Annotated in this window: 17 protein-coding genes; 10 read left to right on the top strand and 7 right to left on the bottom strand. The window is 71.5% G+C overall.

Annotated elements, in window-relative coordinates; all coding sequences use genetic code 11:
* Positions 1–20 precede the first annotated feature (20 nt).
* Both NBT67_RS13435 and NBT67_RS13430 read left to right on the top strand, forming a co-directional pair.
* A complete protein-coding gene (locus tag NBT67_RS13435; protein ID WP_251342277.1) occupies positions 21–506 on the top strand; it encodes a DUF1850 domain-containing protein in 486 nt (161 codons plus the stop codon).
* Positions 503–3,241, top strand: a complete 2,739-nt coding sequence (locus NBT67_RS13430) for a TRAP transporter permease (protein ID WP_251342276.1) — start codon at positions 503–505, stop codon at positions 3,239–3,241. Before NBT67_RS13435 ends, NBT67_RS13430 begins: the two co-directional genes overlap by 4 nt.
* Positions 3,242–3,254: 13 nt before the next feature.
* Here the strand turns inward: NBT67_RS13430 and NBT67_RS13425 are convergent, their stop codons facing one another.
* On the bottom strand, positions 3,255–4,220 hold the full coding sequence (locus NBT67_RS13425; RefSeq protein WP_425498877.1) for a methyltransferase domain-containing protein: 966 nt from the start codon (positions 4,218–4,220) through the stop codon (positions 3,255–3,257).
* 124 nt (positions 4,221–4,344) lie between these two features.
* Here NBT67_RS13425 and NBT67_RS13420 point away from each other — a divergent pair, with 124 nt between their 5' ends.
* Both NBT67_RS13420 and NBT67_RS13415 read left to right on the top strand, forming a co-directional pair.
* Entirely contained in the window at positions 4,345–4,905 is a 561-nt protein-coding gene (locus tag NBT67_RS13420; protein WP_251342274.1) for a TATA-box-binding protein, read from the top strand.
* Between the two features lie 9 nt (positions 4,906–4,914).
* On the top strand, positions 4,915–5,289 hold the full coding sequence (locus NBT67_RS13415; protein ID WP_251342273.1) for a DUF7473 family protein: 375 nt from the start codon (positions 4,915–4,917) through the stop codon (positions 5,287–5,289).
* On the opposite strand, the gene NBT67_RS13410 is transcribed toward NBT67_RS13415, so the two are convergent.
* Positions 5,290–5,511, bottom strand: a complete 222-nt coding sequence (locus NBT67_RS13410) for a hypothetical protein (protein ID WP_251342272.1) — start codon at positions 5,509–5,511, stop codon at positions 5,290–5,292.
* Positions 5,512–5,643: 132 nt separating this feature from the next.
* On the opposite strand from NBT67_RS13410, the gene NBT67_RS13405 reads away from it, so the two are divergent.
* Positions 5,644–6,660, top strand: coding sequence for a CPBP family intramembrane glutamic endopeptidase (locus NBT67_RS13405; RefSeq protein WP_251342271.1), 1,017 nt, complete (start codon positions 5,644–5,646; stop codon positions 6,658–6,660).
* On the opposite strand, the gene hisG is transcribed toward NBT67_RS13405, so the two are convergent.
* The 3 genes from hisG to NBT67_RS13390 all read right to left on the bottom strand — a co-directional run bounded on the left by hisG (position 6,661) and on the right by NBT67_RS13390 (position 9,661).
* Positions 6,661–7,506 carry an ATP phosphoribosyltransferase gene (hisG, locus tag NBT67_RS13400; RefSeq protein WP_251342270.1) on the bottom strand — a complete coding sequence of 282 codons (846 nt, stop codon included), beginning with the start codon at positions 7,504–7,506 and terminating at the stop codon, positions 6,661–6,663.
* A 200-nt stretch (positions 7,507–7,706) separates the two neighbouring features.
* Positions 7,707–9,023 (bottom strand): hypothetical protein, encoded by a 1,317-nt coding sequence (locus tag NBT67_RS13395; RefSeq protein ID WP_251342269.1) that lies wholly within the window; start codon positions 9,021–9,023, stop codon positions 7,707–7,709.
* Positions 9,020–9,661 (bottom strand): hypothetical protein, encoded by a 642-nt coding sequence (locus NBT67_RS13390; protein ID WP_251342268.1) that lies wholly within the window; start codon positions 9,659–9,661, stop codon positions 9,020–9,022. Before NBT67_RS13390 ends, NBT67_RS13395 begins: the two co-directional genes overlap by 4 nt.
* An 80-nt stretch (positions 9,662–9,741) precedes the next feature.
* Here NBT67_RS13390 and NBT67_RS13385 point away from each other — a divergent pair, with 80 nt between their 5' ends.
* The 4 genes from NBT67_RS13385 (at position 9,742) to hjc (ending at position 14,866) form a co-directional block, all read left to right on the top strand.
* Positions 9,742–11,034: an amidohydrolase gene (locus NBT67_RS13385; protein ID WP_251342267.1), complete on the top strand. Its 1,293-nt coding sequence runs from the start codon at positions 9,742–9,744 to the stop codon at positions 11,032–11,034.
* A 255-nt stretch (positions 11,035–11,289) separates the two neighbouring features.
* Positions 11,290–12,570 carry an adenosylhomocysteinase gene (locus NBT67_RS13380; RefSeq protein ID WP_251342266.1) on the top strand — a complete coding sequence of 427 codons (1,281 nt, stop codon included), beginning with the start codon at positions 11,290–11,292 and terminating at the stop codon, positions 12,568–12,570.
* A 100-nt stretch (positions 12,571–12,670) separates the two neighbouring features.
* A complete protein-coding gene (locus tag NBT67_RS13375) occupies positions 12,671–14,356 on the top strand; it encodes an NAD-binding protein (RefSeq protein WP_251342265.1) in 1,686 nt (561 codons plus the stop codon).
* A gap of 87 nt (positions 14,357–14,443) precedes the next feature.
* On the top strand, positions 14,444–14,866 hold the full coding sequence (gene hjc / locus NBT67_RS13370) for a Holliday junction resolvase Hjc (protein ID WP_251342264.1): 423 nt from the start codon (positions 14,444–14,446) through the stop codon (positions 14,864–14,866).
* Here the strand turns inward: hjc and NBT67_RS13365 are convergent.
* Positions 14,863–15,555 (bottom strand): SWIM zinc finger family protein, encoded by a 693-nt coding sequence (locus NBT67_RS13365; protein WP_251342263.1) that lies wholly within the window; start codon positions 15,553–15,555, stop codon positions 14,863–14,865. The two genes, hjc and NBT67_RS13365, sit on opposite strands and share 4 nt — an antisense overlap.
* A 231-nt stretch (positions 15,556–15,786) precedes the next feature.
* Here NBT67_RS13365 and NBT67_RS13360 point away from each other — a divergent pair, with 231 nt between their 5' ends.
* Positions 15,787–15,984 (top strand): DUF7472 family protein, encoded by a 198-nt coding sequence (locus NBT67_RS13360; protein ID WP_251342262.1) that lies wholly within the window; start codon positions 15,787–15,789, stop codon positions 15,982–15,984.
* Between the two features lie 10 nt (positions 15,985–15,994).
* On the opposite strand, the gene NBT67_RS13355 is transcribed toward NBT67_RS13360, so the two are convergent.
* On the bottom strand, positions 15,995–17,068 hold the full coding sequence (locus NBT67_RS13355) for a DNA primase large subunit PriL (RefSeq protein ID WP_251342261.1): 1,074 nt from the start codon (positions 17,066–17,068) through the stop codon (positions 15,995–15,997).
* Positions 17,069–17,146: the final 78 nt, after the last annotated feature.

The following is a 17,146-nucleotide window of genomic DNA, read 5'->3' as shown; positions in this document are numbered from 1 at the left end:
GACGTGAGCCGATTCGACACATGAAGCGGACACACGTCGGTTTCGTCGCCCTGGTCGTCCTCGTCGCCACAGTCGGGAGCGCCGCGGCCGTCCCCGGGGGGAAGGTGCTCGTCGTCGCCGACGCCGAGACGGGCGAGGAGTACCTCACCGTCCCGGTCGAGAACGGCTCGACCGTCGGCCTCGAGTACACCCACAGCGTCGAGAAGACCCGCGTCTACGACGGCTACACCGTCCGTGGCGACCGCCTCGTCAACACCCGGATGGAGTTCGAATCGTACGGCTGGGGGCTGCCGAGCCGGGTCAACGTCACTCGGAAGAACGGGACCTTTATCTACGATCCACCGGGGAGTTACGAGCGATTCACGGTCGCGCCCGGACGGATCGCCGGCCACGAACTCCAGGTCGACGGCCGGACGTACGATCTGGTCGCACTCTCCGACGGCGAGTCGGTGACGCTCTCGATCCGCCACCGCTCCGCGCTCGCGACCGTGCTCGACCGACTATGACCGACGACTCACAGACGGACGACACGGCCGAGGGACCGGACCGGGAGGAAACCGAGGCGATCATCCAGGAGATCGAGCGCAAACGCTCCCTGGGCGGCCTCGCGGCCGTCGCCGTCGCGGCCGTCGGGATCACCTTCTCCCTGTTCCAGATGTGGCTCGCCGCCAAGGGGTTCGTCCTCTCGATCACCCTGCCGCTGATCGGCGAGATCGAGTTCGTCGCGCTCCAACTGCTCCAGATCAACGCCGTCCACGTCACCTTCGGTCTCGTCCTCGCCTTCCTCCTGTATCCGGCCAGCACCGGCGACGGACCGATCGCGTCCCGGTGTCGGCGCCTCGGCGGGGCCGTCGAGGAGCGGTTCGGCCGGGACCACCCCCTCTCGCGGGCCGTCAACGCCGTCGGTGGGGCGCTCCGGTGGGGGTTCGTCGACTCCGACCTCGACCGCGTGACGCCCGTGGACCTCGCGTTGATCCCGCTGGCGGTGCTGTCGGCGGTGTACTTCCTGACCGACTACGACGAGATCCAGCGGATGCGCGCGCTCGGCCTGGAGGCCGGCCGCCCGATCCACGAGGTGTTCACGTTCCTCGACCCCGTGGCGGGCCTGCTCGGACCGCTCACCGAGACGTCGTACGCGATGGTGCTCGGCGTGGTCGGCGTCCTCCTCGTGCTGGAGGCGACCCGCCGGGCCATCTCGCTGTATCTCATGCTCATCGTCGCGGCGTTCGTCGTCTACGCCCGCTTCGGGGTGCTCATCCCGCAAAACGCCGCCTACGTCGGCGTCCTCTCCATCCCCGAACTCTCGTGGGCGTCGATCATCCAGAACCTCTGGTACAACACCGAGAACGGGGTCTTCGGCATCCCGATCACCGTCTCCGTGCAGTTCATCTACATCTTCATCCTCTTCGGGGCGTTCCTCGAGATGTCCGGCGCCGGCCAGTGGTTCATCGACCTCGCGTACGCGGCGACGGGGACGCGCAAGGGCGGTCCCGCGAAGGCGTCCATCCTCGCCTCGGGCTTCATGGGGACCATCTCCGGGTCCTCCATCGCCAACACCGTCACCACCGGCGCCTTCACCATCCCGCTGATGAAGAAGTCGGGCTACCGGCCGGAGTTCGCGGGCGGCGTCGAGGCGTCGGCCTCCTCGGGCGGGCAGATTCTCCCGCCCGTCATGGGTGCGGCCGCGTTCCTGATCGTCCAGTACACGGCGACGCCGTTCGCTGACGTCATCGTCGCCGCGGCCATCCCCGCCATCGTCTTCTTCTTCGGCGTCTGGGTGATGGTCCACTTCGAGGCGTCGCGCCTCGGCATCGGCGGCCTCGACGCCTCGGACCTCGTCGACGTGCGCTCCCACCTCCGGAGCGGGTGGTTCTACCTCGTCCCCATCGTCCTGTTGCTCTACTACCTCATCGTCGCGCGCCTGTCGGTGGCGCGGTCGGCGTGGTTCACGCTCATCGCCATCGGCGCCCTGATCACGCTGGTCGCGGCCTACAGCGACGAGACCCGGGGCCGACTCGGAGCCGTCTTCGGCCTGCTGTTCGTCGCGACGCTCGCCTCCCACTACGTCGCCGGGGCCGGCCCGCTGGTGGCGGCCCTCGGCGGCGGGCCGGGCGGCATGTCGCTTCGGGCGGCGTTCGCCGCCACCGTCGGCCGCCTCGGCGGCATCAGCATCGTCGCCGGCGTCCTCACGCTGGCGACGCGGCCGACCCTCGACGCCACGCTGCTGGAGTTCGACGAGGCCGTCGACGACGCCGCCGAGAACACGGCGACCGCGCTCGGGCGGCCCGGCCTCTCGCGGAACGGGCTCTACCGCCTCGGGACCTTCCTCGGGAAGTCGATGGACGGCGGCGCCCGCACCGCGGTGCCGGTCGTCATCGCCGTCGCCGCCGCGGGCATCATCCCCGGCGTCATCAGCGTCTCCGGCCTCGGGCCGAACCTCGTGGCGCTCATCAAGGCCGTCGCCGGGGGGTCGCTCGTCCTCCTCCTGCTCGTGACCGCCGTCTCCTCCATCCTCCTCGGGATGGGGATGCCGACGACGGTCACCTACATCATCCTCGTCTCGCTTTTGGCGCCGGCGCTCACCGCCTTCGGCGTGCCCGAACTCGCCGCCCACCTCTACATCCTCTACTTCGGCGTCATCGCCGACATCACGCCGCCGGTGGCCGTCGCCGCCTACGCCGCCTCGGGGGTGGCGAAATCCGACGCCTTCCAGACGGGGATCGAGGCCTTCTCGCTCTCCTTGAACAAGGCCATCGTCCCCTTCGCGTTCGTCCTCACGCCGGGCATCGTCCTCCTGCGGCGCGAGCCGAACGCCGCCGAACTGGAGATCGGCGACAAGTACTCCGTCCTCGGGACCGCCGACCTGTTCGACCTCGCATACCTCGTCCCCGAGGTGATCGTCCCCGTGGCCGGGGTGTTCCTCGGCGTGGTCGCCCTCGCCGCGACGGTCATCGGCTACGTCTACACGCCGGTCGCGCGGGTCGAACGCGCGGCCTTCGCCGTCAGTTCGCTCCTCCTGATGGCGCCCGAACTCGCCGTCCGCGGCGCGCTCGACCTCGTCGGCCTGGTCGGCGTCGGGAGCGGCGGCGGCGACGAGGTGTCCGTCGCCATCGACGTCGCCCTCCGGGGCGTCGGCCTGGCGCTGTTCGCCGCGCTCGTGCTCGGGAACCGGGGGCAGGGCGACTCCGGGCTCATCACGTCCGGGACGGGCGAGGCGGAGTCCGAGCCCGAGACGGCCTGATCCGGCCGTCCCGCTACCGCGACAGCAGGTGGACGTGTCGCGTGAGCGAGCGGTGGACCCGGCGCTCGAACGTCGTCTCGACGGTCCACCCGCTCTCGACCGCCGCCTCGCGCCACGAGCGGTCGCCGACGACCACCGCACACGGGGCCACGCGCCGGGCCTCGGAGAGCGCGCCGGCCACGAGGTCGGCCAGCGAGTGGCGTTCGATCTTCGACTGTCGACCGTAGGGCGCGTCGAAGACGACGCCGTCGACGGCGTCGTCGACGAGGGGCAGGCGGGTCGCGTCGCCGCGCAGGACCTGAGCGTCGCCTCTGTACGCCCGGCAGTTCTCGCGGGCGCCCCGCACCATCTTCCGCTGGGCGTCGACGCCGACCGGCCGCGCGCCGATCAACCCCGCCTCGATCAGAGTGCCGCCGGTGCCACACATCGGATCGAGGAGGGTGTCGCCGGGGTCGACGCCGACGAGGTTGACGAGCGCCCGGGCGTCCAGCGGCGCCATGCTCCCCGGCTGGAAGAAGGGGCGGTCGGTGGGGAGGCGGTCGCCGTAGTCGCGGACGCTCTCGGCGACCAGCCACCCGACGAGGCAGGTGTCGTCGGCGAAGCACGCCCGGAGTTCGTGGTCGGGGGCGTCGAGGTCGACCGCGAAGCCGCGGTCGACGAGTGCCGACCCCAGTTCCCGCTCGGCGCGCCGGGTGTCGACGCCGGCCGTCCCCCGCACGTCGCGGGCGCGGACGGCGACCGTCCCCGTTCGATCCAGCGCCGACGCCTCGACGAGGGCGCGCGCGGCGTCGACGCTCGCCGCACACCGACCGAGCAGGCGGCTCGCGCGGTGGGTGTACGCGAGCGTCCGGAGGCGGTCGGCGTCGACGCCGCGGGCCGTCGCGAGGCCGGGGGCGACGACCTCGACGGCCGTCGCCGCACACGCCGCCTCCCGGGCCGCGAAGGCGTCGTCCTCGCCCGCGAGTTCGAGACCGTACACGCGTCCCCGTCGGCGGCCCGCGGGCATGAGGATACCGGACCCGCCGCCGATCGCTCACCGGCGTGACCTATCAGCCACTCGCACCAACCTTTTTGAACCTTAAATACGACACTTAAGTCGATACATGACCGACCCCAAGGAGACGATAAACATCGAGAACGTGGTGGCTTCTACTGGCATCGGCCAGGAACTCGACCTTCAGAGCGTCGCGATGGACCTGGAAGGGGCCGACTACGACCCCGAGCAGTTTCCCGGCCTCGTCTACCGGACGCAGAACCCGAAGTCGGCGGCGCTGATCTTCCGATCCGGCAAGATCGTCTGCACGGGCGCGAAGTCCACCGACGACGTCCACGAGAGCCTCCACATCGTCTTCGACAAACTCCGCGACCTGCGCATCGACGTCGACGAGGACCCCGACATCGTCGTCCAGAACATCGTCACGAGCGCGGACCTAGGCCGCAACCTCAACCTGAACGCCATCGCCATCGGCCTCGGTCTGGAGAACATCGAGTACGAACCCGAGCAGTTCCCGGGGCTGGTCTACCGCCTCGACGACCCCGACGTGGTCGCGCTCCTCTTCGGCTCGGGCAAACTCGTCATCACGGGCGGCAAACAGCCCGAGGACGCCGAGGAAGCCGTCGACGTCATCGTCTCCAGGCTCGAAGAGTTGGGCCTGCTGGGCTGATCCCCCCGGATGGGTCCCCTGCAGTCGGGCGTCGGGTCGGCCCCGGCCGTCGCCGTCGCCGGCACCGTCGCGCTCTTCGCGCTGTTCCTGTCGCTGACCGCCCACATCGCCGCCCGGAACGTCCTCGGGGACGTGCCGATCAGGAACGCCTTCCTCGTCGGTCCCGTCCCCGCCGCCGTCGCCGTCGTCGCCACGGCGCTCGAACTCCCCTCGATACCCGCGGTGGTCGTCGCGCTCGTCCTCGACGCCGCGCTCGTCGGGTACGTCTACGGCCTCGACCGCCGGCTGACCGCCGCCGTCACCGGGGTCCACGCCGTCGTCAGCGTCATCCTCGGGAGCGTCCTCTTCAGCCTCTACGTGCTCGTCCGGTCGGCGCCGGGGTAATCACAGCGCGCCCGCGACCCCGCGCGCGCTGCGGACGGCGAGCGTCCCGAGAGCACAGACGACCCCGAGACCGACGCCCGCCGTCGCCGTCTCGACGTTCCCGAGGAGGAGGCTCGCGGCGTACGTCGTGACCCCGAGGACGGCGCCGGTCGTGAGGAGCGAATCGACCGCGTCGAGCGGCGAGTCGAGCGCCGGAACGAGGTCGGCGGTGGCGGAGCTCATAGCGTGTGCTTCGTTCGCAACCCACACGTAATTTGTGCATATATTCATTATATTTTCTCGTTGTGATTTTAGGCCGTCGGCCGGCCCGGTCGACGGCAATCCCTATGGGGGGCCGTCACGGACGTGTGGGCGATGGGTCCCCGAACGCTGCTGTGGAACGACGCCGAGCGTCGCCCCCGGGCGCTCCTCCGGGTCGTCCTGCTGGTCGTCGTCACCGCCCTGCTGGCGATCGGAACGAGCCTCGGAGCGGGCGGCGCCCTCGGCGGGGTCCGGACGGCCCTCGAAGCGGCGTTCGGCGAGGCGGCCGCGACGGCGGCGAGCGCCGTCCTCGGCGTCGCCCTCACGGGCGGCGTCGTCTCGCTGTCGACTCTGATCGCCGGGCGGTACGTCGATCGGCGTCACCTGCGGGACTTCGGCTTCCGACTGGATCGGGACTGGTGGCTCGACTGCGGGTTCGGCCTCGCCCTCGGTGCCGGCCTGATGACGCTGCTCTTTCTCGTCTACCTCGCCGCCGGGTGGGTTCGGATCACGGGGACGGTCCAGCCGCGTGCCGGCTTCGCCGTCCGATTCCTCGGCCTCGTCGGCGTCTTCCTGCTCGTCGGGGTCTACGAGGAACTGCTCGCGCGGGGCTACCTCCTGACGAACGCGGCGGAGGGGCTGGTCGGCTGGGTCGGCGAACGCGGCGCCGTCGCCGCCGCCACCCTGGTCTCGTCGCTCGTCTTCGGCCTCGCGCACGCCACCAACCCCAACGCCACGACCCTGAGCACCGTCGCCATCGTCGTCGCGGGGGTGATGCTGGCCGCGGGCTACGTCCTGACGGGCGAACTCGCGGTGCCCGTCGGCCTCCACGTCACCTGGAACCTGTTTCAGGGCGGCGTCTACGGCTTCCCCGTCTCGGGGCTCGGCGTCGGCGCGAGCGTCGTCGTCGTCGAGACGTCGGGGCCGCGACTCCTCACCGGCGGCGCGTTCGGCCCCGAGGCGGGGCTCCTCGGCGTCGGCGCGATGGCGCTCGGGACGGCCGCCATCGCGCTCTGGGCGCGGTGGCGAACCGGGGCGCTGGCGATCCATCCGGCGGTGACGACGCCCGACCTGCGGGCCGGCGGCGAGGCCGTCGACGCGGAGCGGTGGGAGCCCCGACCCGACGAGTGACTACTCCACCAGCCGCTCGATCTCGGTGACGAGGATGTCGCTCGCGCCCAGGGCCTTGAGGTCGGTGATGACGGCGAAGACGGCGCGCTCCTCGACGACGGCGTGGACGGCCACGTCGTCGCTGCCCGCGACGTCCATGACGGTCGGCCCACCCATCCCCGGGAGTACGTCGCGCACGTCGTCGAGGCGGTCCTCGGGGACGTTCAACATGAGGTAGCGGCGGTCCTCGGCCGCGAGGACGGACTCGAAGGCGGTCACCAGTTGCCAGACCTTCTCGTCGTCGACGACGTCGGGGCGGGCGAACAGGCGCACCGAACTCGACAGCACCTCCTCGATCTCGGCGAGGCGGTTGACCCGGAGGGTCGTCCCGGTCGAGGTGATGTCGACGATGGCGTCGGCCATGTCGACGTGGGGGGTGAGTTCCGTCGCGCCCGTCACCTCGACCACCTCGGCGTCGACGCCGCGCTCGTCGAAGAAGTCGCGGGTGATCCGGGGGAACTCGGTGGCGACGGTGCCGCCCGCGAGGTCCGCGACCGTCTCGATCCGCCCGTCCTCGGGCGCCGCGACGACGAGTCGACAGCGCCCGAACTCCAGGTCCAGCAGGTCCACGAGGTCGTGACCGGACTCGCGGGCCTGATCGAGCCCCGTGATCCCCACGGCCGCGGCGCCGTCGGCGACGTACTCGGGGATGTCGGCCGCGCGGGCGAACAGCGCGGTCACGTCCGGGTCGACCGTGTCCGCGTAGAGTTTCCGGTCCGCGCCGCCTTCGAGGTGCAGGCCGGCGCGTTCCAGCAGGTCGATGGACGGGTCGTGCAGGCGGCCCTTGTTGGGAACGGCGATGCGCATTGTCAGTCATCTCTCGGCCACGGGACAACTGCCTTTCGGAGGCGAGGCCGAGCGACCGAAGGGAGCGAGGCCTCGGGGCGATGCGGCGAGCAACGCGAGCCGCGGAGCGGGGCGGAACCGAAGGGAGCGAGGCCTCGGGGCGACGCGGCTGCGAGGCCGACCCCCGTCGGCCTCGAATCGAGCGGGGCGGCGGCCCGCGCCTACCCCCCGCGAAGCGCCTCGGCCACCCGCCGACTCGCCGGCGGCGTCGTCCGCGACCGCGCTTCGACGGTCAGGTACGTCGCGACGTCGTTGCGGAGCCACGCCGCGTGGACGGTGTCGTCGACGGACCGGAGTTCCTCGTCGACCCACGTCAGCTGATCCGACAGGTCGGGCGTCGACAGCCGCGTCAGCGTCGGTTCCGCCGGGTTCTCCTCGGCCCACCGGAGCGCCTCGACGGCGGCCGTGCGCACGGCGGCCACGTCGTCGGCCGAGTCGAGGGCGAACGTCTCGCCCTCGCGAACCCGCTCGCGCAGCGAGGTGAAGGCGTTCAGAGTGACGAAGGCGGCGTGTGCCCAGGTGAGCGCCCGGGCGGGCGTCGTCTCCTCCCACCCCTCGTCGTACTCGGGGTTGATCGGGCGGAAGAGTTCATCCAGCGCCTCCGCGGCCGGCGTCTCCTCGACGTCGACGTCGACGTCGGCCCCCTCGATCCGCCAGGGCTCCTCCGGATCGACCGACGACAGGTCGGCCTGCTCGGCCTCGAACGCCTCGCGGAGTCGCCGGCGGGCGTCGACGAGTCGCGGCCGCAGATCGGTCGGGTCGTCGAGGGACGCGGTCAGCCGGTCGTAGAGGTGGGCCGCGTCGTCGACGGCGACCCGCGCTTGCTCGATTTCCTCCGCGATTTCGCCGACGCCGAGCGGGTTCCCGGGGCGGTAGCGGCGGGGGTCGCCGCCGACGTCGGGTCCCGGGTGGTCGATCCGCTGCTCGATGGCCGCGTGAACGCGCGTCGCGTCCACGGGGTCGGCGCCGACGTGCCGCCACCGCTCCCGGAACGCACGCCGGTCCTCGCGGACCGCCTCGATCTCCTCGGCGAGGTCGTCGCGCGTCAGCCCCTCGTCGACGGCACGCCACGCCGCGGCGGCGAAGCGGGCGTCGGCTCGCGCGTCCGCGAAGGCCTCAAGCCGCTCGAACGGGGTCGGCGCCGCCGTCGCCTCCGAGAGGCTCTCGGCGGCGTGTTCGCGGGCGTGGCGCACCCGCTTTCGGATGGCGCCGTTGGGAATCTCGTCGGGGCCGAGCGACGCGGGGACGGCGTCGAGGAGGCGCCGCGCCCGGCGCTCGGTCGCCGCGAGGTGATCCGAACCGACGTCGATTGGGAGTCGCCGGGGGGCGGCCGGGACCGATCCGTCGGCGAGCGCCCGGATCGCGGCCCCGTCGAGGTCGACCTCCTCCGATCCCGAGGAGAGGGGGTTCACGCCGCTACAGCCGGCGAGCGTCCCGAGGAGGGCGAGCGCCCCGCGGCGCGTCAGGCGCCCGGTCACGGCCGGCCACCACCCGAGCCGTCGGACTCGTTGCGCCGGCGACGGAGCAGTTCGTTCTCGCGTTCGCAGGTGCTGGAGCCGTAGCTCGACCCGTAACTGTTGACGTCGCTCGGGTCGAAGGCCGCGGGAATCCGGATCAGCGTCGCGATCGTGTCCTGCGCGTCGGCCTCGCAGTGGACGTGGGCGTCGCGGTAGCGCCGGGCGTAGCTCGTCTCGACGTCCGTCTCCGACCACTGGACGTAACAGAGGTTCGGCGTGAAACACTCCTCGATGGTCCACTGTTCGACGAACACCGTCTCGGCGTCGTAGTCGGTGGCGTCGAGGAACTCGCGGGCGCCGTCGGCCCCGTCGACGTCCGCGAAGGAGACGGCGTCGGCCTCCTCGGGGCTGGCGACGAACACGTGGTGGCGGTAGTGGGCTCGCTCCTCGTCGCCCTCGGGCGTCGGGCGCTCGCCCGTCCAGACGAGGGGACCGGGATCGGTGGTTCGCAGGCGGTACGACCGGGGATCGAACGCGATGTTCCCGTCCGCTTCGGACGGGTAGTTCGTGCTCGACGACGAGTCGCCGGAGCAGCCGGCGAAGCCGGCGACGAGCGCGACGGCGCCCTGGAGGGCGCGTCTGCGCGTGATGGAGGGCATCGTCGGCACTCCCCGGCCGAGTCGCATATGTCTTTCCGCCGAAGCCGGAGCCTTTTCCCGACCGGGGGCGAGGTGGGGGTATGGCAACACTCGCGATCCAGGGCGGGCGCGTCCTCCGACCGGACGCGTCGGTCGTCGAGGCGGACGTACTCGTGGACCGGGGAGCGGGCGAAATCCTGGAGGTCGATGCGAACCTCGGGGGCGACGAAACCCTCGACGCGTCGGACGGCCTCGTGATCCCGGGGCTGGTGAACGCCCACACCCACGTCGCCATGACGCTCCTTCGGGGGCACGCCGACGACAAGCCCCTCGAATCGTGGCTTCGGGAGGACATCTGGCCCGTCGAGGCGGCGCTCGACCCCGAAGACGTCGAGGCGGGGGCCGAACTCGGTCTGCTGGAGATGATCCGGTCGGGGACGACGACGTTCGCGGACATGTACTTCGAGATCGACCGCACGGCCGCGGCCGTCGAGCGGGCGGGGCTGCGGGCCGTCCTCGGTCACGGCGCCATCGCGGCGGGCAAAGCGGAGGAGGCGGCCCGGGCCGACGTCGAGGAGAGCGTCGAGATGGCCCGGAAACTCGACGGCGCCGCCGACGGGCGGATCGGGACGGCGGTGATGCCCCACAGCCTCACCACCGTCACGCCCGACCTGCTGGAACTGGCGGCCGAGGGGGCGCTCGACGCCGGGGTCCCGGTTCACTACCACGCCAACGAGACGGTCGACGAGGTGGCCCCCATCGTCGAGGAGCGGGGGGAACGACCCCTGGAGTGGGCGCGGGACCTCGGCCTCTGTACCGGGTCGGACTTCCTCGCACACGGCGTCCACCTCGACGAAGGGGAGATCGACCTGCTGGCGGAGACGGGGACGGGCGTCGTCCACTGTCCGGCCTCGAACATGAAACTCGCCTCGGGAATGGCGCCGGTCCAGCGCCTCCTCGACGCGGGCGTCTCCGTCGGCCTGGGCACCGACGGCGCCGCCTCGAACAACGACCTCGACCTGTTCGACGAGATGCGCGACGCCGCCATGCTCGGCAAACTCGCGGCCGACGACGCGAGCGCCGTCGCCGCGCCCGACGCCGTCGGGATGGCGACCGCCGGCGGCGCCGACGTCCTCGGCGTCGACGCCGGTCGGATCGAGGCGGGCGCCGCGGCCGACCTCGCGGTGGTCGCCCTCGACAGCCCGCATCTGACGCCACGGCACGACCTCGTGAGCCACCTCGCGTACGCCGCCCGGGGGTCGGACGTCCGCCACACGGTCTGTGACGGGCGGGTGGTGATGCGCGACCGCGAGGTGCTGACGCTCGACGAGGAGCGAGTGATGGCGCGGGCGAGCGAGCGGGCGGCGGCCCTGCTGGATCGGGCCGGGGTGTAGGCGTTCCCGCAACTCCGCGGGTCTCGAACCCGTCGAGCGCGCCCCCCGCTGACGCGGCGGGGCGCGTAGGCATTCCCGCAACTCCGCAGGTCTCGAACCCGTCGAGCGCGCCCCCCGCTGACGCGGCGGGGCGCGTAGGCATTCCCGCAACTCCGCAGGTCTCGAACCCGTCGAGCGCGCCCCCCGCTGACGCGGCGGGGCGCGCTCGGGCGTTCGAGACGGTAGCGTTTTGCCACGCCTCGCGCTACGAGGCGTATGACCGCTCCGACGATAGCCGAGCGACTGGACGACCCCGAGGCCGCCCGCGCCGAGGGGCGGCGGAAGATGGACTGGGCCGAGTCCCACATGCCCATCCTCGCCGAACTCCGGGAGACGTTCGCGGCCGAGGAACCGCTGTCCGGCGAGCGCATCGCGATGGCGATGCACGTCGAGGCCAAGACGGCCGTCCTCGTCGAACTCCTCGCCGTCGGGGGCGCGGAGGTGGCCATCACCGGCTGCAACCCGCTGTCGACGCAGGACGACGTGAGCGCGGCGCTGCACGCCGTCTCCGGCGTCACCTCCTACGCCGTCCACGGCGTCGACACCGACGAGTATTACGACGCCATCGAGGCCGCCGTCGGCGTCGATCCCACCATCACCGTCGACGACGGCGCCGACATGGTGACCCACGTCCACGACGAACACCCCGACCTGATTCCCCAGCTCAAGGGCGGGTGCGAGGAGACCACCACGGGCGTCCACCGCCTGCGGTCGATGGCCGACGACGGCGCCCTGCAGTACCCGATGTTCGCCGTCAACGACACGCCGATGAAGACGCTGTTCGACAACGTCCACGGCACCGGCGAGTCCGCGCTCACCAACGTCGCGATGACGACGAACCTCACCGTCGCGGGGAAGACGGTCGTGGTCGCGGGGTACGGCTACTGCGGCCGGGGCGTCGCCAAGAAGGCCGCGGGCATGAACGCCGACGTCGTCGTCACGGAGGTGGACCCCCGGCGCGCCCTCGAAGCACACATGGAGGGCTACGACGTGATGCCGATGAACGAAGCCGCGAGCGAGGGCGACCTCTTCGTGACGACGACGGGCAACCGCGACGTCATCACCCGCGAGCACTTCGAGCGGATGGGCGACGGCGCCCTGCTCGCGAACGCCGGTCACTTCGACGTCGAGATCAACCTGGAGGAACTCGACGAGATGGCCGTCTCGCGCCGGGAGGTGCGCGACGGCGTCGAGGAGTACGAACTCCCGGACGGCCGCCGGGTGAACGTCCTCGCGGAGGGGCGGCTGGTGAACCTCGCCGGGCCGCTGTCGATGGGCCACCCCGTCGAGGTGATGGACCAGAGCTTCGGCGTGCAGGCGGTCTGCGTGCGCGAACTCGCCGCCAACCCCGACGCCTACGACGCCGGCGTCCACGAGGTGCCGGACCGACTGGACCGCGAGATCGCCGAGGTGAAACTCGACGCCGAAGGCATCGCCATCGACGACCTGAGCGACGACCAGCGCGAGTACATGGACTCCTGGGACCACGGCACCTGATTCGACGCCCCGTCCGAGCGGGCAGTGACCGCCCCCGGCCGGAGCGCGGTCGGGGGACGTGTATTTTTATCGGTCGACGGAAACCTAGTGACGTTCCACGATGGTTTCGCTCCCCGAACGGCTCTCGGATATCGAACTCTCCCGTCGGGACCGGCTCATCCTCTACTACCTCACGGGGCTCTCCGTCCTCGTGCTCGTCTACACGGTCGCGTACAACGTCGCGATGTGGCGGCTGGAGGGCGTCGATCAGTCAATCTTCGCGTCGTTCGAGTTCGTCGTCCAGACGATGACGACGACCGGCTACGGCCAGGACTCGGGGCACTGGAGCCGCCCGCTGATGTTCCTGTTCGTCGCGATGATCCAGATCTCCGGCATCGGCATCGGCTTTTTCACGCTCCGCTTGATCATCATTCCTCTCTTCACCGACGCCGAGGTCAACCTCGACGACCGGCTCACCCCCAAGGAGGACCACGTCGTCGTCTGTGAGTACCGCCGCGACTCCACCGTCCTCCTCGACGAACTGGAGGAACTCGGCATCGACTACGTCCTGATATCCTCGTCCGAGGAGGACGCTCGGGAACTCTCCGCCGAGGGGTACGCGGCCATCGACGGCTCCCCGCAGGACGCGTCGGCGTTCGAGCGGGCCAGCATCGACAGCGCCCGGGCGGTCATCACGGACGCCGGGTCGGCGAACGTCAACACCATCCTGACGGTGCGGTCGATCCGGCCGGACGTCGAGATCATCGCGCTCACCGACGACAGCGACCTCCGTGACGTGTTGCTGGACGCCGGGGCGGACAGCGTGCTCTCCCCGCACGGCGTCCTGGGCCACCGCCTCGCGGAGAAGGCCGTCTCCTCGTTCAGCGCGGAACTGACGGACACGGTGGACCTGGGCGCCGACATGGAGGTGGTCGAGATACCGGTCGCCCACGGGAGCCGGCTGGTCGGGACGCGGATCCGGGACTCGCGAATCAGGGAGCGGACGGGTGCGAACGTCATCGGGGCGTGGATCGACGGCGAACTGCAGTTGCCCCCCGATCCGAACGCGGTCATCCGACCGAACACGGTGTTGCTCGTCTCGGGCGGCCACGAGGCGCTGGAGGCGTTCAGCGAGTTCACGCGGCGGCGACCCAGCCCCCGACAGCACGAGCGGATCGTCCTCGCCGGACAGGGGGAGGTCGGACGGGCCGCACGGTCGGTCGTCGAGGAGTCGGGGATCGACTTCGTGACCGTCGACATCGAGGATCGTGACGGGGTCGACGTCGTCGGCGACGCCGCCTCGCGGTCGGTCCTGCAGGAGGCCGGCATCAAGCGGGCGGACGCCATCGTCGTCGGCCTCCCCGACGACTCGGCGTCCCTCCTGGCCACGGTGCTTTCGCGGTCGATGAACCCGGACGTGGAGATACTGGTTCGGGTGAGCGACACCGACGCCACGCGGAAGGCGTTGAGCGCCGGTGCCGACTACGTCCTCTCGGTCCCGCGGGTCAGCGCCCGGATGGTCGCCCGGGAACTGCGCGGCGAGGACGTGCTCGCCCCGGCGAGTCAGGTCCGGATCGTCCGCGTCCCGGCGACGCCCTTCGCCGGGACGACGCTCGCCGAGTCGAGCATCTACGAGGAGACGGGCTGTCGCGTCATCGCCGTCGAAGACGACTCCGGACCGTCGATTACGGTCGATCCTCAGCGGGAGTTCACCGGCGAGGAGCGACTCACGATCGTCGGGTCGGACGAGGCGGTACAGCGGTTCCGCAGTCGGTTCGACGTCGCCCCGACGGAGACGGAGGCCTGATCCACACGGGCGACGGCCGCGGCGGAACCCCCCCGACGTCGCGCCACCGGTCCCGCAACTTAAGAGCCGTCGCCGCCGAGTCGACGTATGTCCGCGAACCGCAAGGGTGACCGCCGGGAGCGCGAACTCGTCAACGAACTCGACGCGGCGGGCTTCGCGGTGATGCGTGCCCCCGCGAGCGGCAGCGCGACCGAGCGCGACCTGCCCGACGTGCTGGCCGGGGACGGCGAGCGCTTCTACGCCATCGAAGCGAAATCCAGCGGCGGCGATCCAATCTACCTCTCCGGCGAGGAGGTCGAATCCCTCATCTACTTCGCCCGCAACTTCGGCGCCAACGCACGGATCGCCGTCAGGTTCGACCGCGAGGACTGGTACTTCTTCCATCCCGGCGACCTCTACGTCACCGACGGCGGCAACTACCGGGTCAAAAAGGGGACGGCGCTGGCCGAGGGGACGGACTTCGACGAACTCGTCGGCCACTCGACGCAGGCGCGCCTCGACGACCCCTAGGCGGTCGTCGCCGAAGGGCCGGCGTCCGTCGACGACGGCCCCACGTCGGCCGCGTCGGCGGGCGTCGCGTCCCGCAGTCGGCGAAGCCGCGAGGCCGGGAAGGCGTAGGTCCGCACCTCGCCGTCGCGGCGGAGGGAATCGACGTAGACGGCCCGAACGACCGGTTCGTGCGCGCCGTAGTCGGCGTTGGATGGGTAGTCGGCGACGAGTCGGCCCTCGTCGGTCGCGACGCGGTCGGCCCGCGCGCCCGCCTCGGCGACGACGAGCAGTCGGTCGCCAGTCTCGCGGTCCGCGACCACCTCGCCCGGCCGGACGGCGTGTCGCGAACAGAGCGCCGGCCCCTCGACGGTCGTGGGGACGAACGTCCGCCCGCCACAGACCGCACAGACGGCGGTTCGCTTCCCCGGCGGCGGGACGAGTCGCGCGGTCACTTCGAGGGCGACCCGACGGAGGTGTTTGCAGCGCGCCCGCCGGAGCTGGTGGTCCGGGCAGGTGCAGGCGTTGGCGTCGAGGTCGACGACGTACGTCCCGCCCTCGGTCTCGACGGCGTACCGGCCGTCGCGGAGCGGCCTGACGGCCATGGGTTCGACGCGGGCGCGCCGCGACCGACCGGCCGTGCCGGCGGCGGGGAGCGTGGTCTTCGAGCGGGTGGCTGGCAGTGACGCGGGTGTGTGTGCTGGGTGCGTCATGGTGGGGTGATCCGTCGGGGGCGGACGCCGCGGCCGCCGGATCGGGGCGGCCGTCGCGACGCCGACGCGTGATCGGCGGCGGAAGCGGGAACGGCTCTCGCCCCGTCGGTATTCCTTGGTTCTCGACGCACCTAAACCCTCGTTTCCGTGGGTTCTCTCGGCCGAATACGGTCGAATCGGTGGCGGGAAAAGCATCGAAGCTCTTTTGCCGGGGCCGGCGGATTCCCGAATATGGACCTCGAAGAGGGGATGGCTCGGAAAATCGCCATCTCCGGCGGCGCAGTGAGCGTTTTCGTCGCGCTCGTCCTCGGCATCGGCACCACCTACAACGACGGCGGCCTCGGGTCGACCGGCGGACTGGCGCTCGTCGCCAGCATCGCGGTGTTCATCCTCGTGATGGCGGCCGTGGGCATCCTTCTCGCGGACTGACGGAGCGAGTTCAGTCGGCGCCGTCGGCCGACTCGGCGTCGGCCACCGCCGCCGCGTAGTACCGTCGCGGGTGGTCGATGGTCTCGCAGCGCTCGTCCGGGTTCACGCAGTCGCCGAAGGCGTCCATCGTCGCACACGAGGGGGCCGGATACTGGCTCCCGCCGCCCCCTTCGTCCGCGAGGACCGTCGCACGGTAGGACAGGTCGCCGTCGTCGAGGACGGGCCAGCGTGCCGCGATGTCGTCGGCGTCGAGGCCCAGCGAGACGAGAAACGCGGTGGCGGCGAACGCCGAGTGGGCCGGCAGGTCGCCCTCGCCGTCGAGCAGCGCCTGCATGCACGGCGGGAACCGCTCCGGGTCGACGACGTCGACCGAGGGCAGGCGGTCGCGCTCGGCGAGGCGGTCGCGGAGCGCGGTCACGTCGTCGTCGAGCGCCTCGGCGAGGGCGTCGCCCCCGGCGCTCCCCCGCACCTCGAAGGGGAGCCCCTCAGCCACCCGCCGCCGTACGGCCTCGCGGAGCAGGCGGTGGAGTTCCGCGCGCTCGACCGGCACCGTCCCGTCCGCGAGGTCGCGGTTGACCAGTCGCCAGTCCGCCCCCCAGTCGGCGTCGGCCAGTCGGAGGTAGGCGTCGACGTCGACGCGGAAGTCGTCCGGGCCGCGCTCGCCCCCGACCCGCCGGACGGCGTCGTCGAGGTCGAACTCGTCGAGGAACGTCGACAGGTCGGCCCGGGGCGTCGAGACGCTCCGCAACTCCTCGTCGTCGGCCGCGAGGTCGGCCCGCAGGCGCTCGAACGCCGTCGTCGCCTCCGCGTTCGCGTACTTCTCGACCGCGGCGCGGACGTCGACCAGCGAGACGAGGATCCGGGCGATGGGATACGAGAGGAGTTCGTCCCGGTCGCTCCAGCGCTCGGGCGTCTCCGAGGCGACGGTGCCCGACATGAGCGCCCGCTCGACCCGTTCGCGGGCGCGGTCGACCGCCGGGTCTCCCTCGGTGACCAGCCGCGGCGGGGAGATGTCGGCCTCCTGGACCGCCGCCCGCGCCGCGCTCAGGAAGGGATACCGGGCGTAGAGCGGGTCGGGACGCATCGCCGAACGGTTGTAGAGCGGGGTGGATAAGCGCGACGGTCGGACCACACGACCTAAGTTCGCGCCGCCACTGGTGAC

Source organism: Haloplanus sp. GDY1 (assembly GCF_023703775.1).
In the GTDB taxonomy this organism is placed as follows: Archaea; Halobacteriota; Halobacteria; order Halobacteriales; family Haloferacaceae; genus Haloplanus; species Haloplanus halophilus.
This window is presented reverse-complemented; position numbering and strand designations above follow the sequence as displayed.